This window comes from Streptomyces sp. NPDC002734, from assembly GCF_040295685.1.
Lineage (GTDB): Bacteria > Actinomycetota > Actinomycetes > Streptomycetales > Streptomycetaceae > Streptomyces.
Genome location: NZ_JBEOVU010000009.1, coordinates 66,001 through 82,662, shown reverse-complemented (window position 1 = coordinate 82,662; position 16,662 = coordinate 66,001). Strand labels below are relative to the sequence as shown.

12 protein-coding genes are annotated in these 16,662 nt (G+C 72.8%); 4 read left to right on the top strand and 8 right to left on the bottom strand.

The window, feature by feature from the left end; translation table 11 throughout:
* Positions 1 to 4: 4 nt before the first annotated feature.
* The 3 genes from ABT026_RS10630 to ABT026_RS10620 are packed head-to-tail and all read right to left on the bottom strand — an operon-like array spanning position 5 to position 2,776.
* Positions 5 to 916: an ABC transporter ATP-binding protein gene (locus ABT026_RS10630; RefSeq protein ID WP_351113793.1), complete on the bottom strand. Its 912-nt coding sequence runs from the start codon at positions 914 to 916 to the stop codon at positions 5 to 7.
* Entirely contained in the window at positions 913 to 1,854 is a 942-nt protein-coding gene (locus ABT026_RS10625; RefSeq protein ID WP_351113792.1) for an ABC transporter permease, read from the bottom strand. The genes ABT026_RS10630 and ABT026_RS10625 overlap by 4 nt, the downstream gene beginning before the upstream one ends.
* Positions 1,841 to 2,776 (bottom strand): ABC transporter ATP-binding protein, encoded by a 936-nt coding sequence (locus tag ABT026_RS10620; protein WP_351113890.1) that lies wholly within the window; start codon positions 2,774 to 2,776, stop codon positions 1,841 to 1,843. Before ABT026_RS10620 ends, ABT026_RS10625 begins: the two co-directional genes overlap by 14 nt.
* Positions 2,777 to 3,099: 323 nt before the next feature.
* Here ABT026_RS10620 and ABT026_RS10615 point away from each other — a divergent pair, with 323 nt between their 5' ends.
* The 3 genes from ABT026_RS10615 to ABT026_RS10605 all read left to right on the top strand — a co-directional run bounded on the left by ABT026_RS10615 (position 3,100) and on the right by ABT026_RS10605 (position 5,636).
* The gene (locus tag ABT026_RS10615) at positions 3,100 to 3,672 is read left to right on the top strand and encodes an RNA 2'-phosphotransferase (protein WP_351113791.1); all 573 of its coding nucleotides are present in this window, start codon (positions 3,100 to 3,102) and stop codon (positions 3,670 to 3,672) included.
* Positions 3,673 to 3,724: 52 nt separating this feature from the next.
* Positions 3,725 to 4,627, top strand: a complete 903-nt coding sequence (locus tag ABT026_RS10610) for an LLM class flavin-dependent oxidoreductase (RefSeq protein WP_351113790.1) — start codon at positions 3,725 to 3,727, stop codon at positions 4,625 to 4,627.
* A gap of 118 nt (positions 4,628 to 4,745) precedes the next feature.
* Positions 4,746 to 5,636: a Cof-type HAD-IIB family hydrolase gene (locus ABT026_RS10605; RefSeq protein WP_351113789.1), complete on the top strand. Its 891-nt coding sequence runs from the start codon at positions 4,746 to 4,748 to the stop codon at positions 5,634 to 5,636.
* 138 nt (positions 5,637 to 5,774) lie between these two features.
* Here ABT026_RS10605 and ABT026_RS10600 read toward each other — a convergent pair whose 3' ends face one another.
* From ABT026_RS10600 to hisC, 5 genes are all read right to left on the bottom strand, one after another.
* Positions 5,775 to 6,842 carry a M23 family metallopeptidase gene (locus ABT026_RS10600; protein WP_351113788.1) on the bottom strand — a complete coding sequence of 356 codons (1,068 nt, stop codon included), beginning with the start codon at positions 6,840 to 6,842 and terminating at the stop codon, positions 5,775 to 5,777.
* Between the two features lie 273 nt (positions 6,843 to 7,115).
* A complete protein-coding gene (gene cydD, locus ABT026_RS10595; RefSeq protein ID WP_351113787.1) occupies positions 7,116 to 10,889 on the bottom strand; it encodes a thiol reductant ABC exporter subunit CydD in 3,774 nt (1,257 codons plus the stop codon).
* A gap of 24 nt (positions 10,890 to 10,913) precedes the next feature.
* Complete coding sequence (cydB, locus tag ABT026_RS10590) at positions 10,914 to 11,921, bottom strand: cytochrome d ubiquinol oxidase subunit II (RefSeq protein WP_351113785.1); 1,008 nt, start codon at positions 11,919 to 11,921, stop codon at positions 10,914 to 10,916.
* A gap of 19 nt (positions 11,922 to 11,940) precedes the next feature.
* Entirely contained in the window at positions 11,941 to 13,452 is a 1,512-nt protein-coding gene (locus ABT026_RS10585; RefSeq protein WP_351113784.1) for a cytochrome ubiquinol oxidase subunit I, read from the bottom strand.
* A 347-nt stretch (positions 13,453 to 13,799) separates the two neighbouring features.
* Entirely contained in the window at positions 13,800 to 14,879 is a 1,080-nt protein-coding gene (gene hisC, locus ABT026_RS10580; RefSeq protein WP_351113782.1) for a histidinol-phosphate transaminase, read from the bottom strand.
* A gap of 421 nt (positions 14,880 to 15,300) precedes the next feature.
* On the opposite strand from hisC, the gene ABT026_RS10575 reads away from it, so the two are divergent.
* Complete coding sequence (locus ABT026_RS10575) at positions 15,301 to 16,413, top strand: LacI family DNA-binding transcriptional regulator (protein WP_351113781.1); 1,113 nt, start codon at positions 15,301 to 15,303, stop codon at positions 16,411 to 16,413.
* Positions 16,414 to 16,662 lie beyond the last annotated feature (249 nt).

Here is a 16,662-nt window from a genome sequence, read left to right as displayed (position 1 = left end):
GTCGCTAGGCCGCGACAAGGTACGAGAAGACGGACTCGAGGGACTCGTCCGACGGCGACACCGTGTAGAGCCGGATGCCGTGGTCGCGGGCTACCTGGGGCAGCAGCGCGGTGAACCGGCCGAAGTCGGCCGCCTGGATCAGCAGCGCGTCCTCGGCCGTGTCCACCTCGATGCCGGACGTCGACGGGTCGCCGATCAGCGCCGCGGCCAGCGCCCGGTCGTCGCTGGAGCGCACCAGGTACCGGTGCGGGCGGTCGGTCATCAGACGGCGGATGGAGCGGAAGTCACCGCTGGCCGCGTGGCGTCCGGCGACGATCACCTCGATGTGCGAGGCGACCTGCTCGACCTCCTCCAGGATGTGGGAGGAGAACAGCACGGTGCGGCCCTCGGCCCCCATCCGGCGCAGCACCTCCATCAGCTGCATCCGCTGGCGCGGGTCCATGCCGTTGAACGGCTCGTCGAGCAGCAGCACCGAGGGCCCGTGCACCAGCGCGGACGCCATCTTCACGCGCTGCCGCATGCCCTTGGAGTAGGTGCCGATCCGGCGGTCCTGGGCGTACTCCATCTCCACCAGGGCCAGGGCGCTCCGCGCCTCGGCGTCCCCCAGACCGTGCAGCTCCGCGTTGGCCACCACGAACTCACGGCCGGTCAGGAAGTCGTACATCGCCTCGCGTTCGGGGACGATGCCGATCTCCCGGTAGATGTCCTCGTTGCGCCAGACCGGCCTGCCGTCGAGGGTGACGGTCCCGGCCGAGGGGGAGAGGAACCCCGCCATCATGTTGATGAGCGTGGACTTCCCCGCCCCGTTCGGTCCCAGCAGACCGGTGACGCCCGGGCCGACGTCCATGGTGATGTCGTTGACGGCGACCACGTTGCCGAACCAGCGGGAGACGTGGTCGAGCTTGATGGTGGTCACAGCCCGGCCTTTCGGTAGCGGCGGATCAGAAGGGCGTAGCAGCCGGCGATCAGCGTCGCGATCACCAGCAGGTAGACGACGCCCTGGGCGGCGGACGGCCCGACTTCGCCCGGGAAGGGGCCTTCGGCACCGAGGAAGGCGTGCTGGAGGCCGTAGATGAGGCTGCTCGGCGAGAAGAGGCCGATCCAGTTCACGGCACCCGAGGCCCCGCTCTCGTCCGCGGCGACCTGCAGCGCCGTGACCGCGGTGAAGGACAGGGTCATCACGGCGATCACCGCGGCCACGCCGAAGCCGCGGCGCGGCGTGAGGGCGGCGACCAGCAGGGCGATGGCGGAGTGCAGCAGGGACAGCACGGCGGCGCCGGCGAGCCCTTGGGCGAAGCCGGTCGTCTGGTCCGTGAAGTCCAGCTTCGCCAGCAGCGCGCCGACGTAGAGGAGCACCAGGGGCAGCGCGGTGAGCACGAAGACCGCCGAGGCCATCGCCGCGTACTTGGCCCGGACGTAGTCCGAGGTCTCGATGGGGCGGGAGAAGTACAGCGGCATGGTCCGGTACCTCAGGTCCAGCGAGACCGCCTGGGGCGCCTGGGCGGCGAGGAACAGGGCGATCACCATGTCGAAGCCGACGGCGTACTCGACGTAGGGGAGGGGCAGCTCCTTGCTGCCGGTGATCATGGTGACCGCCACCATGATCACCGCGGGCAGCGCCATCACGGCGGTGATGATCACCGGCACGATCTTGGACCGGGCGGAGCGGCCCAGCCCGAAGGCGCCGCGCAGGGACTGCGCGAACAGGGAGCGGCGGGCGTAGGAGCGTCCCAGGCGGGGGCCGTCGTAGCCGCGGTAGCCGATGTCGTGGATCCGGCTCTCCGGCGCGGCGCCGTCGCCCGGCCGTGACGGCCTGCCCGGGGAGCCGGCCGGCGTGAGGCTATCGGTCGTCATGGCGGAAGACCTCCGAGATGTGGTGCCGGCGCTGTTCCATGCGCACCAGGCCGAGCCCGAGGCCGGCGACGGTGTCGCGGACCAGGTCGTAGGCGGCGTCGCCGTCCGCGGTGAGGAGCAGGATGCGGCCCGCCCCGGGGAGGCCGGCGCCGCCGTCCTCGGTGCGCACCCCCTGGGCGTCGAGGGCCTTGCGGAGGGCCTCGATGCCGTCGGGGTGCTCGTCGCTGTCGGTGACCTCCACCGCGAGGACCGCGGTGGACCGGGTGAAGTCGGTCGTCGAGCTGGACTGCAGCAGCGAGCCGCCGTCGATCACGACGACGTGGTCGCAGGTGCGTTCCAGTTCCCCCAGCAGGTGGGAGGTGACCAGAACCGATATGCCGAAGTCGGTGTGGATCCGCCGGATCAGGCCCAGCATGTCGTCCCGGCCGGCCGGGTCGAGACCGTTGGTGGGCTCGTCGAGCAGCACCAGGTCCGGGTCGTGGACCAGCGCCTGGGCCAGCTTCACCCGCTGCTTCATGCCGGTGGAGTAGCCGCCGATGGGCCGGTAGCGCTCCTCGTACAGGCCCACGTGCCGCAGGGTGTCGGCGGTGCGCTCACGGGCGGCTGCCGACGGCAGACCCGACATGCGCGCCATGTGGACGACGAACTCGGTGGCCGAGACGTCCGGCGGCAGGCAGTCGTGCTCCGGCATGTAGCCGACCCGGGCACGGATGGCGGCGCCCTCGGCCCGGACGTCCATGCCCAGCACCTCGGCGCGTCCCTCCGACGCGGGGGAGAGGCCCAGCAGGATCTTGATCAAGGTCGATTTGCCGGCGCCGTTGGCGCCGACCAGGCCGGTCACCCCGGAGCCGATGTCCAGGGTGAGCCGGTCGAGGGCGGTCACCCGGGGGAACCGCTTGCTCAGGCTTTCGGTCAGGATCACAGTCACGGCCCTGACGGTAGGGGGGCGGGCGGGGGCGCGTCGTCCTCCCGTAGGGCGTGCCCGACTCACCCTCCAGATGTAGGGGACGCGTAAGGGTCCCCCCGGGAGCTGAGACGGGGAGCCGTGACGGGTGGGGCGGAGGGACCGTCGGGCGGGCGGACGGACGGACGGACGGGTGGGCGGACGGGCCGGCGGCGGGCCGTGGCGTGATGGGGCGGCTCCGTCCGTATCGCGGCGAAGTTGTCCACAGGTTGGTCCCCCAATCCTGTGGAGAACCGTAATTCGCTGTGGATCAAACGCCCGATGCCTGAGACTTGGGCCACATGAACACCTCTCAGGAAAACGCCGGCACCGACGACCGGCGCATGGTGAAGGTCTCGAAGTACCTCTCCCGGCATCTGCGCCATCAGCCGGACCGGATCGGCCTCACCCTCGACCCCGGCGGCTGGGTCGAGATCGACGCCCTGCTGGAAGCGGCCGCGACCCACGGCTTCCCGATCAGCCGGGCGGAGCTCGACCACGCGGTGGCGGCCAACGACAAACGGCGCTTCGCCGTCGAGGGCACCCGGATCCGCGCCAGTCAGGGCCACACCGTCGAGGTGGATCTCGGCCTGGAGGCGGCCGTGCCGCCGCCGTTCCTCTATCACGGCACCGTCGCCCGGTCCCTGGACGCGATCCGCGCCGAAGGACTGCGTCCGATGGCCCGCCATGACGTCCATCTCTCGGTGGACCGGGAGACCGCCACCAAGGTGGGCGCCCGCCGAGGCCGCCCCCTCGTGCTGACGGTCGACGCCGGGGCGATGCACCGGGACGGCCATGTCTTCCAGGTGAGCGCCAACGGCGTCTGGCTGACCCGGTCGGTCCCGCCGGAATACCTGCGGCTACAGCAAGGGTGAAGCGCGCGGCTGGGATGTTTCACGTGAAACGCCCCGGCCGTAGGCTCGCACCATGAGCCTGCGTCTGAGCACCGTGATTCTGCCGTACCGCCGCTGGCAGGAGGGTGGACGAGCCTCCTGGGAACGCGCCGAGGAACTCGGTTTCCACACCGCCTACACCTACGACCACCTGTCCTGGCGCACCTTCCGGGACGGCCCGTGGTTCGGCGCCGTTCCCACCCTGACGGCCGCTGCCACCGTCACCTCCCGGGTCCGCCTGGGCACCCTGGTCACCTCGCCCAACTTCCGGCACCCGGTCACCCTGGCCAAGGAGCTGATCTCCCTCGACGACATCTCCGGCGGCCGGATCACCCTGGGCATCGGTGCCGGAGGCACCGGCTTCGACGCGACCGCGCTGGGCCAGGACCCCTGGACTCCGCGGGAGCGCGCCGACCGGTTGGCCGAGTTCGTCCCGCTGCTGGACCGGCTGCTCACCCAGGACTCGGTCTCCTACACGGGCGACTACTACTCGGCGCACGAGGCCCGCAACATCCCGGGCTGCGTCCAGCGGCCCCGCCTGCCCTTCGCGGTGGCGGCCACCGGGCCGCGCGGGATGAAGCTGGCCGCGCGCCACGGTCAGGCCTGGGTGACCACGGGCGACCCGACGATCTTCGAGACCGGCACCCCGGAGGACTCGGTGACGGCCATCCGCCGTCAGACCGAGCGGCTGGCGGACACCTGCGCGGCCATCGGCCGGGACGTCAAGGAGCTCGACAAGGTGCTGCTCACCGGCTTCACCCCGGATCGCAACGCTCCCCTGGAGTCCGTGGACGCCTTCGTCGACTTCGCCGGCCGTCATGCCGAGCTGGGCTTCACCGAGCTGGTGATCCACATGCCGATCCCCGACTCGGAGTTCGCCGTGGACGAGAAGACCTTCGAGCGCATCGCCACCGAGGCACCGGCGCAATTGAGCTGAACTCCAGCCGTCGGCTGGACCTGCTCCGCCCGGCCTACCCGGCATTTGCGGGGGAACCGATCATTCAGGGGTCGATTCTCACTCAAATGTGCGGACGTCCGCACGCACGTGCTGGCATATGCGCGAGAATGGCGGGGTGACCTCAGCTCTCGAAGCGCCCGCGACCCGGGCCCACGCTGCAGTTCCGCCCCGGCTGATCGCCACGGACCTCGACGGCACGCTGCTGCGGGACGACAAGTCGGTCTCGCCCCGCACGGTGGCCGCCCTGGCGGCCGCCGAGGCGGCGGGCCTCGAAGTCTTCTTCGTGACCGGGCGGCCCGCTCGCTGGATGGAGGTCGTCGCCGACCACCTCCAGGGGCACGGGCTCGCCATCTGCGGGAACGGGGCAGCCGTCGTCGACCTGCACGACGGCCCGGGACGCCACCGCTTCGCGAAGGTCCGCGAGGTCGGCCATGCCAACGCCAGGGAGACCGTCCGGCTGCTGCGCGAGGCGGTGCCCGGCACGCTCTTCGCCGTCGAGCAGACCTACGCCTTCCACCAGGAGCGCGCCTACCCGCGCATCTTCGTGGAGGAGCCCGACTCCTACGGCGACGCGGAGGAGCTGCTGGCGCCCGGTGGCGTCGCGGCCTCCCTGCCGGTGCTCAAGCTGCTGGCCTTCCACCACGATCTCGAGCCGGACGCGTTCCTCGCCCTGGCCCGCGGCACGCTCGGCGAGCGGGTCACGGTCACCCGCTCCAGCCCCAGCGCCCTGCTGGAGATCAGCGGCCCCGGCGTCTCCAAGGCCAGCACGCTCGCCGTGTGCTGCGCCGAGCGGGGGATCTCCCCCGCGGAGGTGGTCGCCTTCGGCGACATGCCCAACGACGTCGAGATGCTGACCTGGGCGGGACGGGCCTACGCCATGGGCAACGCCCATCCCGACGCGCTGCGGGCCGCCGGACGGCAGACCGCGGGGAACAACGAGGACGGGGTCGCGCTGGTCATCGAGGAGATCCTCGCCGACCTGCCGTAGCCGCCGCGGCGGGGTGAGGGCTGGGCCGGCGCGGTGCCGGCCAGGCGGGCCCCGGCGTGGGCCTGGCCCGGCGTGTGTCCCACGGGTGCCCGGCCCGGCGCGGGTTCCGCCCGGCGGGGGTCTGTGCCCTGCCGGGCTTCAGCCGAGGGGCACTCCGTGGGAGGCCAGCCAGGGGACGGGGTCGAGCGCCGATCCCGAGCGGGGCGTGACGCGAACCTCGAAGTGCAGGTGCGGGCCGGTGGAGTTGCCGCTGGTCCCCGACTGGGCGATCCACTGGCCGGCCGTCACCCGCTGCCCCTGATCGACGGTGACCGCGGCCAGGTGCGCGTACTGGGTGAAGTAACCGCCGGGGTGCTCGACCACCACCTCGATCCCGAAGGGGCCGCCGCACGACACCCTGGCCACCCGGCCGTCGCCCACCGCGCGGACCGGTGTGCCGATCGGCACCGCGAAGTCCTGCCCCGTGTGCCGGCTCGCCCACCGGACGCCTCCCTGGCCGAACCCGGCCGACAGCGCGTACTCCTCGACCGGCGTCACCCAGGTCCCCGGCGCGGACGGTTCCGGCTGCTCCAGCCGCACCGCGCTACGGCACGAACCGGCGGCGACCGAGGCGTCCGCCCGGCTCTGGAGCAGCGTCCGCGCCTCCTCCAGGGTGCTCTCGATCCGCTTCCGCTTCCCGTCCAGTTCGGCCGAGTGCTCCTCCAGCCGCTGCCGTCGTTCCTCCGCCCTCCGGCGTTCGTCGGCCAGTCGCCGCTCGGCACGGCGGCTCCGGTCGATCACGTTCTGGAGGGCGAGGTCCGCACGCCAGACGGCCCGCTGACCGGACATCAACGCCCGTGCGTCACCCGAGAGCAGGATCTGCGCGGTGACCGGCAGACCACCGCCCGCCCGGTACTGGGCCGCGGCGTACCGGCCGACGTCCGCCCTGATCACCTCGGCCTCCCGGCGCTTGGTGGCCAGCAGCCGGTCCAGCTTCCCCGCCCGCGCGCGCTCCTGCTCCAGCCGGCGGGCGTCGGCCTCGTACCGGTCGGTGGCCCGGGCCGCCTCCCGGTACAGGCGCGCCACCCGGGTACTGAGGCCACCGTCGTCCGGTGGACCGGCGGCCAGCCCTCTCCCTTCCTCGGCGGCGGCGTGCGGCACGGCCAGCGCGGCCAGGGTGCACAACAGGACCGGAACCAGCGGGAGGACACGGCGAGGTGAAGGCATGTCAGCGATGCTGGCGGCGCCACCCGCGCCTGGCTCGCCGGAGACGTACGGCCGGGGGAACCCGTACGGCACCCGAGGGAACCTCTGCGGCAGCCGGGGGACGCGGCCCGCACGCCGCCCGGACCGGCCCACCTGGTCCGGCCCTCCCTGGCCCGACCTTCTCCGACCCGGCCCCCCTGGCCCGGCTCGCCCGCCGTGGCTCGGCGGTCCTGTCCTGCCTCGCCGGTCCTGCCTCGACGACGGTCGTGGCTCGCCGGTCGCCGGGCCCCGAGGTCAGCCGGCCGTCGGGGCCAGGCTTCGAGGCACCGGGCCGGCGAGGTCCACGGGCCGGGCGGTGAGGAGTGCGGCCTCCGCCTCGCGTTCCACCATCGTGCGGAACGGCCCCGCGACCGTGGCGAGATCCGTGTACTGGCCCCGCTGCACCACGCGTCCGCCGTCCAGGACCACCACCTCGTCCACCGCCTCCAGGCCCGCGGTGCGGTGCGTGATCAGCACGGTGGACCGTCCCTGGGCGGCGGACACCTCGGTGGCGGACAGCAGGTCCGCGGTGAGGGCGTCGGCGGTCGGCAGGTCCAGGTGCTCGGTGGGCTCGTCCAGCACCAGGACGGGGAAGTCCGCCAGCAGCGCCCGGGCCAGGGCGAGCCGGCGGTGCTGGCCGCCGGAGAGCCGTGCGCCGTGCTCCCCGATCAGGGTGTCCAGGCCCTCGGGAAGGGCGTCCACCCACTCCAGCAGCTCGACCCGGTCCAGGACCGCCCGCAGCTCCGCGTCGGTGGCGTCCTTCCGCGCGATCAGCAGGTTCTCCCGGACGCTGCTGTCGAAGAGGTGGGCGTCCTGGGCGCAGAGCCCCACCAGCCGGCGCACCCGGTCGCCGTCCAGTTCCCGGATGTCGACCCCCGCGAGGGTGCAGGACCCCGCCTCGGGCTCCAGGAACCGCAGCAGCACCTGGGCCAGGGTGGTCTTGCCCGCGCCGGACGTTCCCACCACGGCCACCCGGCGTCCGGGTTCCAGCACCAGGTCCACCCCGCTCAACGCCGTCCCGCGCTGTCCGGGGTGACGGGCCGACAGGCCGCGCATCACGAGGGGGAACGGCGACACCGGAGCCGGGAGCGGCCGCTCGGGCTCCCGCACCGGATCCGGCGCGTCCAGCACGTCGAAGACCCGCTCCGCGCCGCGCCGCACCCGCTGCCGGTACTGCGCGGCGAGCGGCAGTCCCAGCACGGCCTCGAACGCGGCGAGGGGAGTGAGCACCACCACCGCGGTGAGCAGCCCGTCCAGCCTGCCCGCGCCCACCGCGGGGACCGCGACCAGCGCGGACGCGGCGACGGTGAGGCCGCCGATCAGCGCGACCAGCCCGTCGCCCAGGGCGCTCGCGGACGAGGTGCGTGCGGCGATCCGGGTCAGCACGGCGTCGGCCGCGCGGGCGGCGGCGAGCCGGGCGGGCAGCGCACCGGCCACCGTCGACTCGGCGGTGCCAGTCAGCAGGTCGGTCACCCGGGTGGCCAGTTCCCCACGGGCCGGCGCCAGCCGTGCCTCCGCCCGCCGGGCCACCGCCGCGGTCAGCAGCGGGACGCCTCCCCCGGCCGCCAGCAGCCCCACGGCCAGGACGGCGCCCGCCTCGGGCAGCAGCCAGGCCGCGAACGCCACGGAGCCCGCCGAGACCGTCAGGGCCGCGCCGACGGGCAGCAACCACCGCAGCCAGTAGTCCTGGAGGGCGTCCACGTCGGTGACCAGGCGGGACAGGAGATCTCCCCGGCGTGCGCCGCGCAGCCCGGCGGGAGCGAGCCGCTCCAGCCGCGCGAAGACCGCGACCCGGGTGTCGGCGAGCATCCGCAGCACGGCGTCGTGTGAGACCAGCCGTTCGGCGTAGCGGAAGACGGCACGGCCCATGCCGAAGGCGCGGGTCGCGGTCACCGCGAGCATCAGGTGCAGCACGGGCGGCATCTCGGAGGCCCGGGAGATCAGCCAGCCGGAGGTCGCCATCAGACCCACCGCGCTGCCCAGTGCGAGACTCCCCAGCAGCAGCGCCGTCCCGAGCCGCCCCCGCCGCGCCCTTGACAGCCCTCGCACCCGCCGCAGCACGCCTCGCCCACCGGCACGCCCACGACCGACCGCCTGCGCGGCCACGGGGCGGGCACCGCCCTCGAGCACCGCCCCGCTCACGGAAGCGGCCACGAGCCCGGCGGCGGCTCCCACCACCGGCCCGGCGGCAGCTGTCACCGACGTGTCGGCAGCACCGGTCGCCGGGGCAGCGGCGCGGGTCACCGGGGAACCACCCGGCGCGGGGCCGCGGTCGTAATCGGGCAAGCGGCCCGGGCCGCCCGCGACCTCACGCCCCGCCGAGACCTCACGCCCCGCCGCGGACGGCGCAGACGCCGCAGACGCCGCAGACGCCGCAGACGGCGCTGACGGTGCAGACGGCGCCGTCAGCCGGATCACGCGGTCCGCCACCGCCAGCAGTGCGGGCCGGTGGACCACCAGCAGGACGGTCCGGCCCACCGCCAGCCGCCGCACCGCCTCGGTGATCTCCGCCTCCGTCGCCCCGTCCAGCGCGGCCGTCGGCTCGTCGAGCAGCAGCACCGGCCGGTCGGCCAGGAAGGCGCGGGCCAGCGCGATCCGCTGCCGCTGCCCGGCCGACAGCCCCGCGCCGTCCTCCCCCAGCAACGTGCCGGTCCCCTCCGGCAGGGCGTCCACGAACTCCAGCGCCCCGGCGTCCGACAGCGCCCGTCGCACCTCGGCCTCGTCGGCGCCGGGCCGTGCCATCCGCACGTTCTCCGCCACGCTCCCCGCGAACAGGTGGGGCCTCTGCGGCACCCAGGCGATCCGCGACCGCCAGTCCTGCGGGTCGATCTCCGCGAGGTCCACGCCACCCACGCACACCCGCCCCCGCGAGGGCCCGGTGAAGCCGAGCAGCACCCGCAGCAGCGTGGACTTGCCCGCGCCGCTGGGTCCCGTGAGGGCGACCACCGCACCGGGCTCCACGGTGAACGAGACGCCCCGAACGGCGTCCTCCGAGCGGTCCGGGTAGCGCACCGTGACGTCCTCGAAGGTGATCGTCGTGTCCGCCGGCACCGGCCGGTCCCCCGCCACCGGCAGCGGCGTCTCCAGCGTCGCGAACACCTCCTCCGCGGCGGCCAGTCCCTCCGCCGCCGCGTGGTACTGCGTCCCCACCTGCCGCAGCGGCAGGTACGCCTCGGGCGCGAGGACCAGCACCACCAGCCCGGTGTAGAGGTCCAGTTCCCCGTGGACGAGCCGCATGCCGATGGTGACCGCCACCAGCGCCACCGACAGCGTGGCCAGCAACTCCAGTGCGAACGAGGAGAGGAAGGCGATCCGCAGCGTGCGCAGGGTGGCCCGCCGGTACTCCTCGGTGATCCGGCGGATCGACTCCGCCTGGGCCTTCGCCCGCCCGAACACCTTCAGGGTGGGTAGCCCGGCGACCACGTCGAGGAAGTGGCCGGAGAGGCGCGACAGCAACCGCCACTGCCGCGCGGTGTGTGCCTCCGTGGCCCACCCGATCAGCGCCATGAACAGCGGGATCAGCGGCAGGGTCGCCACGATGATCGCCGCGGAGACCCAGTCACCCGCGACGATCCGTGCGAGCACCACCACCGGCACCACCACGGCCAGGCCCAGCTGGGGCAGGTACCGGGCGAAGTAGTCGTCCAGGGCGTCCACGCCCCGGGTCGCCAGGTTCACCAGCGACCCGGTGCGCTGCCCGTCCAGCCAGGAGGGACCGAGGGCGGCTGTCCGTGCCAGCAGCCGCCCCCGGAGCTCGGACTTGACCGCCGCGCTCGCCCGGTGGGCGGCGAGGCCGGTCAGCCAGGCGACCAGTCCCCGCCCGCAGGCGACGGCGGCCAGGGCCAGCAGAGGGAATCCCAGCTCGCCGGTGGTCAGCCCTCGCTGGAAGACGCCGACCACCACCGCGGCGATCAGCGTCGCCTGGGCGACGACCAGTCCCGCCCCGGCCAGGCCCAGGGCCACCACCGCGGCCAGGAAGAAGCGGGTGGCGCGTGCGTGACGCACCAGCCGGGGGTCCACCGGTTTCACGTGAAACCTCGTCCGTGAGAGGGGTCAGTGACTCACGGCGATGTGCCGTGTGCCGATCCGCTTGCGGAACACCCAGTAGGTCCAGGACTGGTAGAGCAGCACCACGGGCGTGGCCGCCAGCGCGCACCAGGTCATGATCTTCAGGGTGTAGGGGCTGGACGAGGCATTGGTGACCGTGAGGCTCCAGGACTCGTCCAGCGTGGAGGGCATGACGTTCGGGAACAGCGACAGGAAGAAGACCGCCACCAGCCCCACCACGCCGAGACCGGAGAAGACGAACGCCCAGCCCTCCCGCCCCGCCCGCGCGGTGAACACCGCGACGGCCAGGACGGCCAGGGTGAGGGCCGCGGTCACCAGGCCCGGGGTCCCGCCCCGCAGGAGCAGCGTCCAGAGCAGGAAGCCGGCCAGCGGCACGGCGGTGACGGCGCCCAGCCGCAGCGCCAGTCCGCGCGCCCGGTCCCGGATCTCCCCCTCGGTCTTCAGCGCGGCGAAGAGGGCGCCGTGGAAGGTGAACAGCGCGAGGGTGGTCACTCCGCCCAGCAGGGCGTACGGGTTCAGCAGGTCCCCCAGGGTGCCCACGTACTCCAGGTCCCGGTCGATCCGCAGGCCGCGGACGATGTTGCCGAACACCACGCCCCACAGGGTGGCGAGCAGCAGCGAGGTCCAGAAGATCACCGACTCCCAGTTGCGCTGCCACTGCTCGCCGGAGCGCTTCACCCGGTACTCGAAGGCCACCCCGCGCAGGATCAGGCAGAGCAGGACCAGCAGCAGCGGAAGGTAGAAGCCGGAGAAGAGCGTGGCGTACCACTCGGGAAAGGCGGCGAAGGTGGCGCCGGCCGCGGTCACCAGCCAGACCTCGTTGCCGTCCCAGACCGGGCCGATGGTGTTGATCAGCACCCGCTTCTCGGTCCGGTCCCGGGCCAGCAGCCGGGTGAGGACACCGATCCCGAAGTCGAAGCCCTCCAGGAAGAAGTAGCCGGTCCACAGGACGGCGATCAGGACGAACCAGACGTCGTGCAGTTGAAGTTCCATGCGGGGCGACTCCTGCCTGCTAGTACGAGAAGGCCATCGGCCGGTCGGCGTCCTGCGGGTCGCCGCCGATCCGGGTGGGCGGGTTGAGGTCGGCCTCGGTGAGTTCGGGCGGGCCGGCCTTCACGTACTTCACGAGCAGCTTCACCTCGACGACGGCGAGCGCCGCGTAGACCACCGTGAAGAGGACCATCGAGGCCAGCACCTCGCCCTGACCGACGCCGGGGGAGACGGCGTCACGGGTCTGGAAGACGCCGAACACCACCCAGGGCTGGCGGCCCATCTCGGTGAAGATCCAGCCCCAGGCATTCGCGATCAGCGGGAACGCCATGGTCCAGGTCGCCACCTGCCAGAACAGCCGGGTCGTCCGGGGACCGAGGACGCTGCCGCGCGGCAGCAGGACCAGGCGCGGCACCTCGTCCTCCCCGGTCCGCAGATGCCGGGGGAGCAGGAACTTCTTGCGGGTGAGCCAGAGTCCGAGCACGCCCACCCCGAGGGACGCCATGCCGAAGCCCATCATCCAGCGGAAGCTCCAGAAGGCCACCGGGATGTTGGGGCGGTAGTCGCCGGGGCCGTACTTCTCCTGCATCTCCTCGTTGATGTCGTTGATGCCCGGCACGTAGTGGTCCAGGTCCGAGTCGGCGAGGTAGGAGAGCAGGCCGGGTATCTGGATCGCCACGGTGTTGTGGCCCTTGTCGACGTCCCCGTAGGCGAAGAGCGAGAACGGGGCCCCGCGTTCGCCCTCCCACAACGCCTCGGCGGCCGCCATCTTCATCGGCTGCTGCTCGAACATCACCTTGCCGAGCACGTCGCCGCTGACCGCCGTCAGCAGGCCGCCGACCGCCACCGTCACCAGGCCCAGCCGCAGCGAGGTGCGCATCTCCGCGATGTGCCGGCCTCGGGCCAGGTGGAAGGCGGCGATGCCGACCATGAAGGCGCCGCCGGTCAGGAAGGCGGCGGCCAGGCTGTGGAAGACCTGGGCCAGCGTGGTGTTCTGGGTCAGCACCAGCCAGAAGTCGGTGAGCTCGGCGCGGCCCTTGGCCTCGTTGATCCGGTAGCCGACCGGGTGCTGCATCCAGGAGTTCGCCGCCAGGATGAAGTAGGCGGAGAGGACGGTGCCGACCGCCACCATCCAGATGCAGGCCAGGTGGATCTTCTTCGGGAGCTTGTCCCAGCCGAAGATCCACAGCCCGATGAAGGTCGACTCGAAGAAGAAGGCGATCAGCGCCTCGAAGGCCAACGGCGCCCCGAAGACGTCCCCCACGAAGCGGGAGTAGGCGGACCAGTTCATGCCGAACTGGAACTCCTGCACCAGGCCGGTGACCACGCCCAGCGCGATGTTGATCAGGAAGAGCTTGCCCCAGAACTTGGTGGCCCTGAGGTACTTCTCCTTGCCCGAGCGGACCCAGGCCGTCTGGAGGCCGGCCGTGAGCGCGGCCAGGGAGATCGTCAGCGGGACGAAGAGGAAGTGGTAGACGGTCGTGATGCCGAACTGCCAGCGGGCGAGTGTCTCGGGTGCCAGGGCGAGGTCCACGCGTTCTCCTTCACAGCGGTGCCTCGAGGCGGAGTTTTTGTTCCACCAGATCCGCACATGGGGGGATGAACATGCGCGCTTGTGAAAGCGTTCACATTCACAAGCTATTATCAGCATGTCGGTCGAACGGTCGTACAGGGGGGTCCCCCTACTGGCCCGGATCGGCCGAAACCCGCCCCTCGCGCACGCTCCGAGAACCACACCTCACCCAGGCCGCGGCCGACGGAACGACGACGGCCCGGCGGCTCCCCGAAGGGGCCACCGGGCCGCGGCACGTCCGGTCGGCGGACCGGACCGGGATCAGGACCAGAGTCCGGACCAGGGTCAGGACCGGGTCAGGACCGGGGTCAGAGGGTGCGGCGGAAGTCCTCCGCCGTCTTGACGAAGAGGTCGTTCGCCTCGGTCTCCCCGACCGTGACCCGCACGCCCTCCCCGGCGAACGGGCGGATCACCACACCCGCCTGCTCGCAGGCAGCCGCGAAGTCCATGGTCCGCTCGCCCAGCCGCAGCCAGACGAAGTTCGCCTCGGTGTCCGGCACGGTCCACCCCTGCTCGCGCAGGGCCGCGACCACCCGGGTGCGCTCGCCCACCAGGGAGCCCACCCGGCCGAGCAGCTCGTCCTCCGCGCGCAGCGAGGCGACCGCGGCGTCCTGCGCCAGCTGGCTGACGCCGAACGGCACGGCCGTCTTGCGCAGCGCGGCCGCCACCGGCTCGTGGGCGATCGCGAACCCGACCCGCAGACCCGCCAGGCCGTACGCCTTGGAGAAGGTGCGCAGCACGCAGACGTTGGGGCGGTCGCGGTACAGCTCCACGCCGTCGGGGACGTCCGTGTCCCGGATGAACTCCCGGTACGCCTCGTCCAGCACCACCAGCACGTCGCTCGGCACCCGGTCCAGGAAGCGCTCCAGCTCGGCCCGGCGCACCACCGTGCCGGTCGGGTTGTTGGGGTTGCAGACGAAGATCAGCCGGGTCCGGTCGGTGATCGCCGCGGCCATCGCGTCCAGGTCGTGCACGTCACCCGGGGTGAGCGGGACCTGCACGGGCGTGGCGCCGCTGATCCGGGTGATGATCGGGTAGGCCTCGAAGGAGCGCCAGGCGTAGATCACCTCGTCGCCGGGGCCGCTGGTGGACTGCAGCAGCTGCTGGGCGACGCCCACCGAGCCCGTGCCGGTGGCCACGTGCGAGGCCGGCACCCCGAAGCGCTCCGCCAGTTCCTCGGTCAGGCCGGTGCAGGCCATGTCGGGGTACCGGTTGAACGAGGCGGCGGCGGCCACCACGCTCTCCATCACGCCGGGCAGCGGCGGGTAGGGGTTCTCGTTGGAGGACAGCTTGTAGGCGACCGGGCCCGTCCCCGAAGCCGGGCGGCCCGGCTTGTAGGAGGGCACTCCCTCCAGCTCGGCACGCAGTTTGGGGGTCGTCTCGCTCACCGCAGTCCTCCTCATGACGGCCGGCGGCTCACTGCGCCGCAGGCACCGATGGCTATCAGCCTAAGAGCCGCCCGCCCCGGCGGTACCGGCCCGGCGTGACGGCCCCGCTGGGCGCCCTCCGGCGGGAGCGGTCCGGGGTGCCGGAACAACCGCGGGTCCAGGGGCGCAACCGCGAAAATCACGCGCGCCGGTGGCTCGCGCCCTGGCGCGCATCACCCGTGAAGGTGAGTTGCACCCCGGGCGGGACCTCTCCGGTGCATATTGCATGCACCCGCCGAGACGCTCGGTCCTTCGACTCCAACACTCAAGCACCTTAATTTCCAAGGTGATTGCGCCCACATGACCATGGAGAATCGTCCCTGTCAACGGGCGCATATGCATCCGGCCCACCCTGCCTTCCGAGCCCTACTATCGGCTCGCCATGACAGCAGCAGGGAAGCACCAGGTGAACCGGGCGGAGATCAGCCGCCGGGGCAGCCGACCAGGCCGGGCAGGGATCCGCGACGTCGCCGCCGCGGCCGGAGTGTCCATCACGACCGTCTCCGACGCCCTCAACGGCAAGGGCCGACTGCCCGATGCCACCCGCCGCCACGTCCGTGAGGTGGCCGACCGTCTCGGTTACCGCCCCTCGGCCGCGGCCCGAACCCTCCGTACGGGGAAGTCCGGCCTCATCGGCCTGACCGTCACCACGTACGGGGATGAACCTTTCACCTTCACGGAGTTCGCGTACTTCGCCGAGATGGCGCGGGCCGCCTCCTCGGCGGCGCTGGACCGCGGATACGCCCTGGTCATCCTGCCCGCGACCTCACGGCACGACGTGTGGTCCAACGTGGCGCTGGACGGGACGGTGGTCATCGACCCCTCGGACCACGACCCGGTCGTCACCGAACTGGCCCGTCAGGGTTTACCGGTGGTCTCCGACGGCCGCCCGGACGGCACCCTTCCGGTGACGGCCTGGGTGGACAACGACCACGAGGCCGCCGTGCTGGGCATCCTCGACCACCTCGCGGCGGCCGGCGCACGCCGCATCGGGCTGCTCACCGGCACCAGCACGGACACCTACACCCGGCTGTCGACCACCGCCTACCTCCGCTGGTGCGAGAGCGTCGGCCAGGACCCGGTCTACGAGTCCTACCCGGCTCACGACCCCTGCGCGGGCGCGGTCGCCGCCGACCGGCTGCTGGCCCGTCCGGACCGCCCGGACGCGGTGTACGGCCTGTTCGACCCCAACGGCACGGACCTCCTGGCGGCCGCCCGGCGGTACGGGCTGCGGGTGCCCGAGGACCTGCTGCTGGTGTGCTGCAGCGAGTCCTCGGTCTACGCCGCCACCGAGCCGCCGATCACCACGCTCTCCCTCAAGCCGCGCCGTATCGGCACGGCCGTGGTCCAGCTGCTGATCGACGCCATCGAGGGCATCGCCTCGGACCAGCCCGTCGAGCAGGTGATGCCGACGGAGCTGATCGTCCGCGCGTCGTCCCAGCGCCGCCCGGCCCGCACCACCGTGAGCCCTCCCCGCGCGGCCGGCGCCGGCTGACACGCCACCCGCCCCGCTCCGGCCCCTCGCCCCACGGCGGGACGGGGCGGGGGCGGACGGCCGGGCAGGGGTGGCCGGGCCGGACGCCGGTAGGGGGCTGGGCCTGCCCGGCGGACGGCACGTCAGGTGAGGGCGGGCACGCGGGAGGACGGACCCGGTCGAGGGGCGCGCGGACGGCGGCAGGGGGCAGGACGGCGGTCGCCGGAGCGACGTCAACCGGCGCACACCGTGCGATTCGGCCGAAATCCC

Excerpts from the sequence above, each read along its gene's own strand:
- ABT026_RS10625 (WP_351113792.1), bottom strand. The coding sequence starts at position 1,854 with ATGACGACCGATAGCCTCACGCCGGCCGGCTCCCCGGGCAGGCCGTCA.
- ABT026_RS10615 (WP_351113791.1), top strand. The coding sequence starts at position 3,100 with ATGAACACCTCTCAGGAAAACGCCGGCACCGACGACCGGCGCATGGTG.
- ABT026_RS10610 (WP_351113790.1), top strand. The coding sequence starts at position 3,725 with ATGAGCCTGCGTCTGAGCACCGTGATTCTGCCGTACCGCCGCTGGCAG.
- ABT026_RS10605 (WP_351113789.1), top strand. The coding sequence starts at position 4,746 with ATGCGCGAGAATGGCGGGGTGACCTCAGCTCTCGAAGCGCCCGCGACC.
- ABT026_RS10600 (WP_351113788.1), bottom strand. The coding sequence starts at position 6,842 with ATGCCTTCACCTCGCCGTGTCCTCCCGCTGGTTCCGGTCCTGTTGTGC.
- cydB (WP_351113785.1), bottom strand. The coding sequence starts at position 11,921 with ATGGAACTTCAACTGCACGACGTCTGGTTCGTCCTGATCGCCGTCCTG.
- ABT026_RS10575 (WP_351113781.1), top strand. The coding sequence starts at position 15,301 with ATGACAGCAGCAGGGAAGCACCAGGTGAACCGGGCGGAGATCAGCCGC.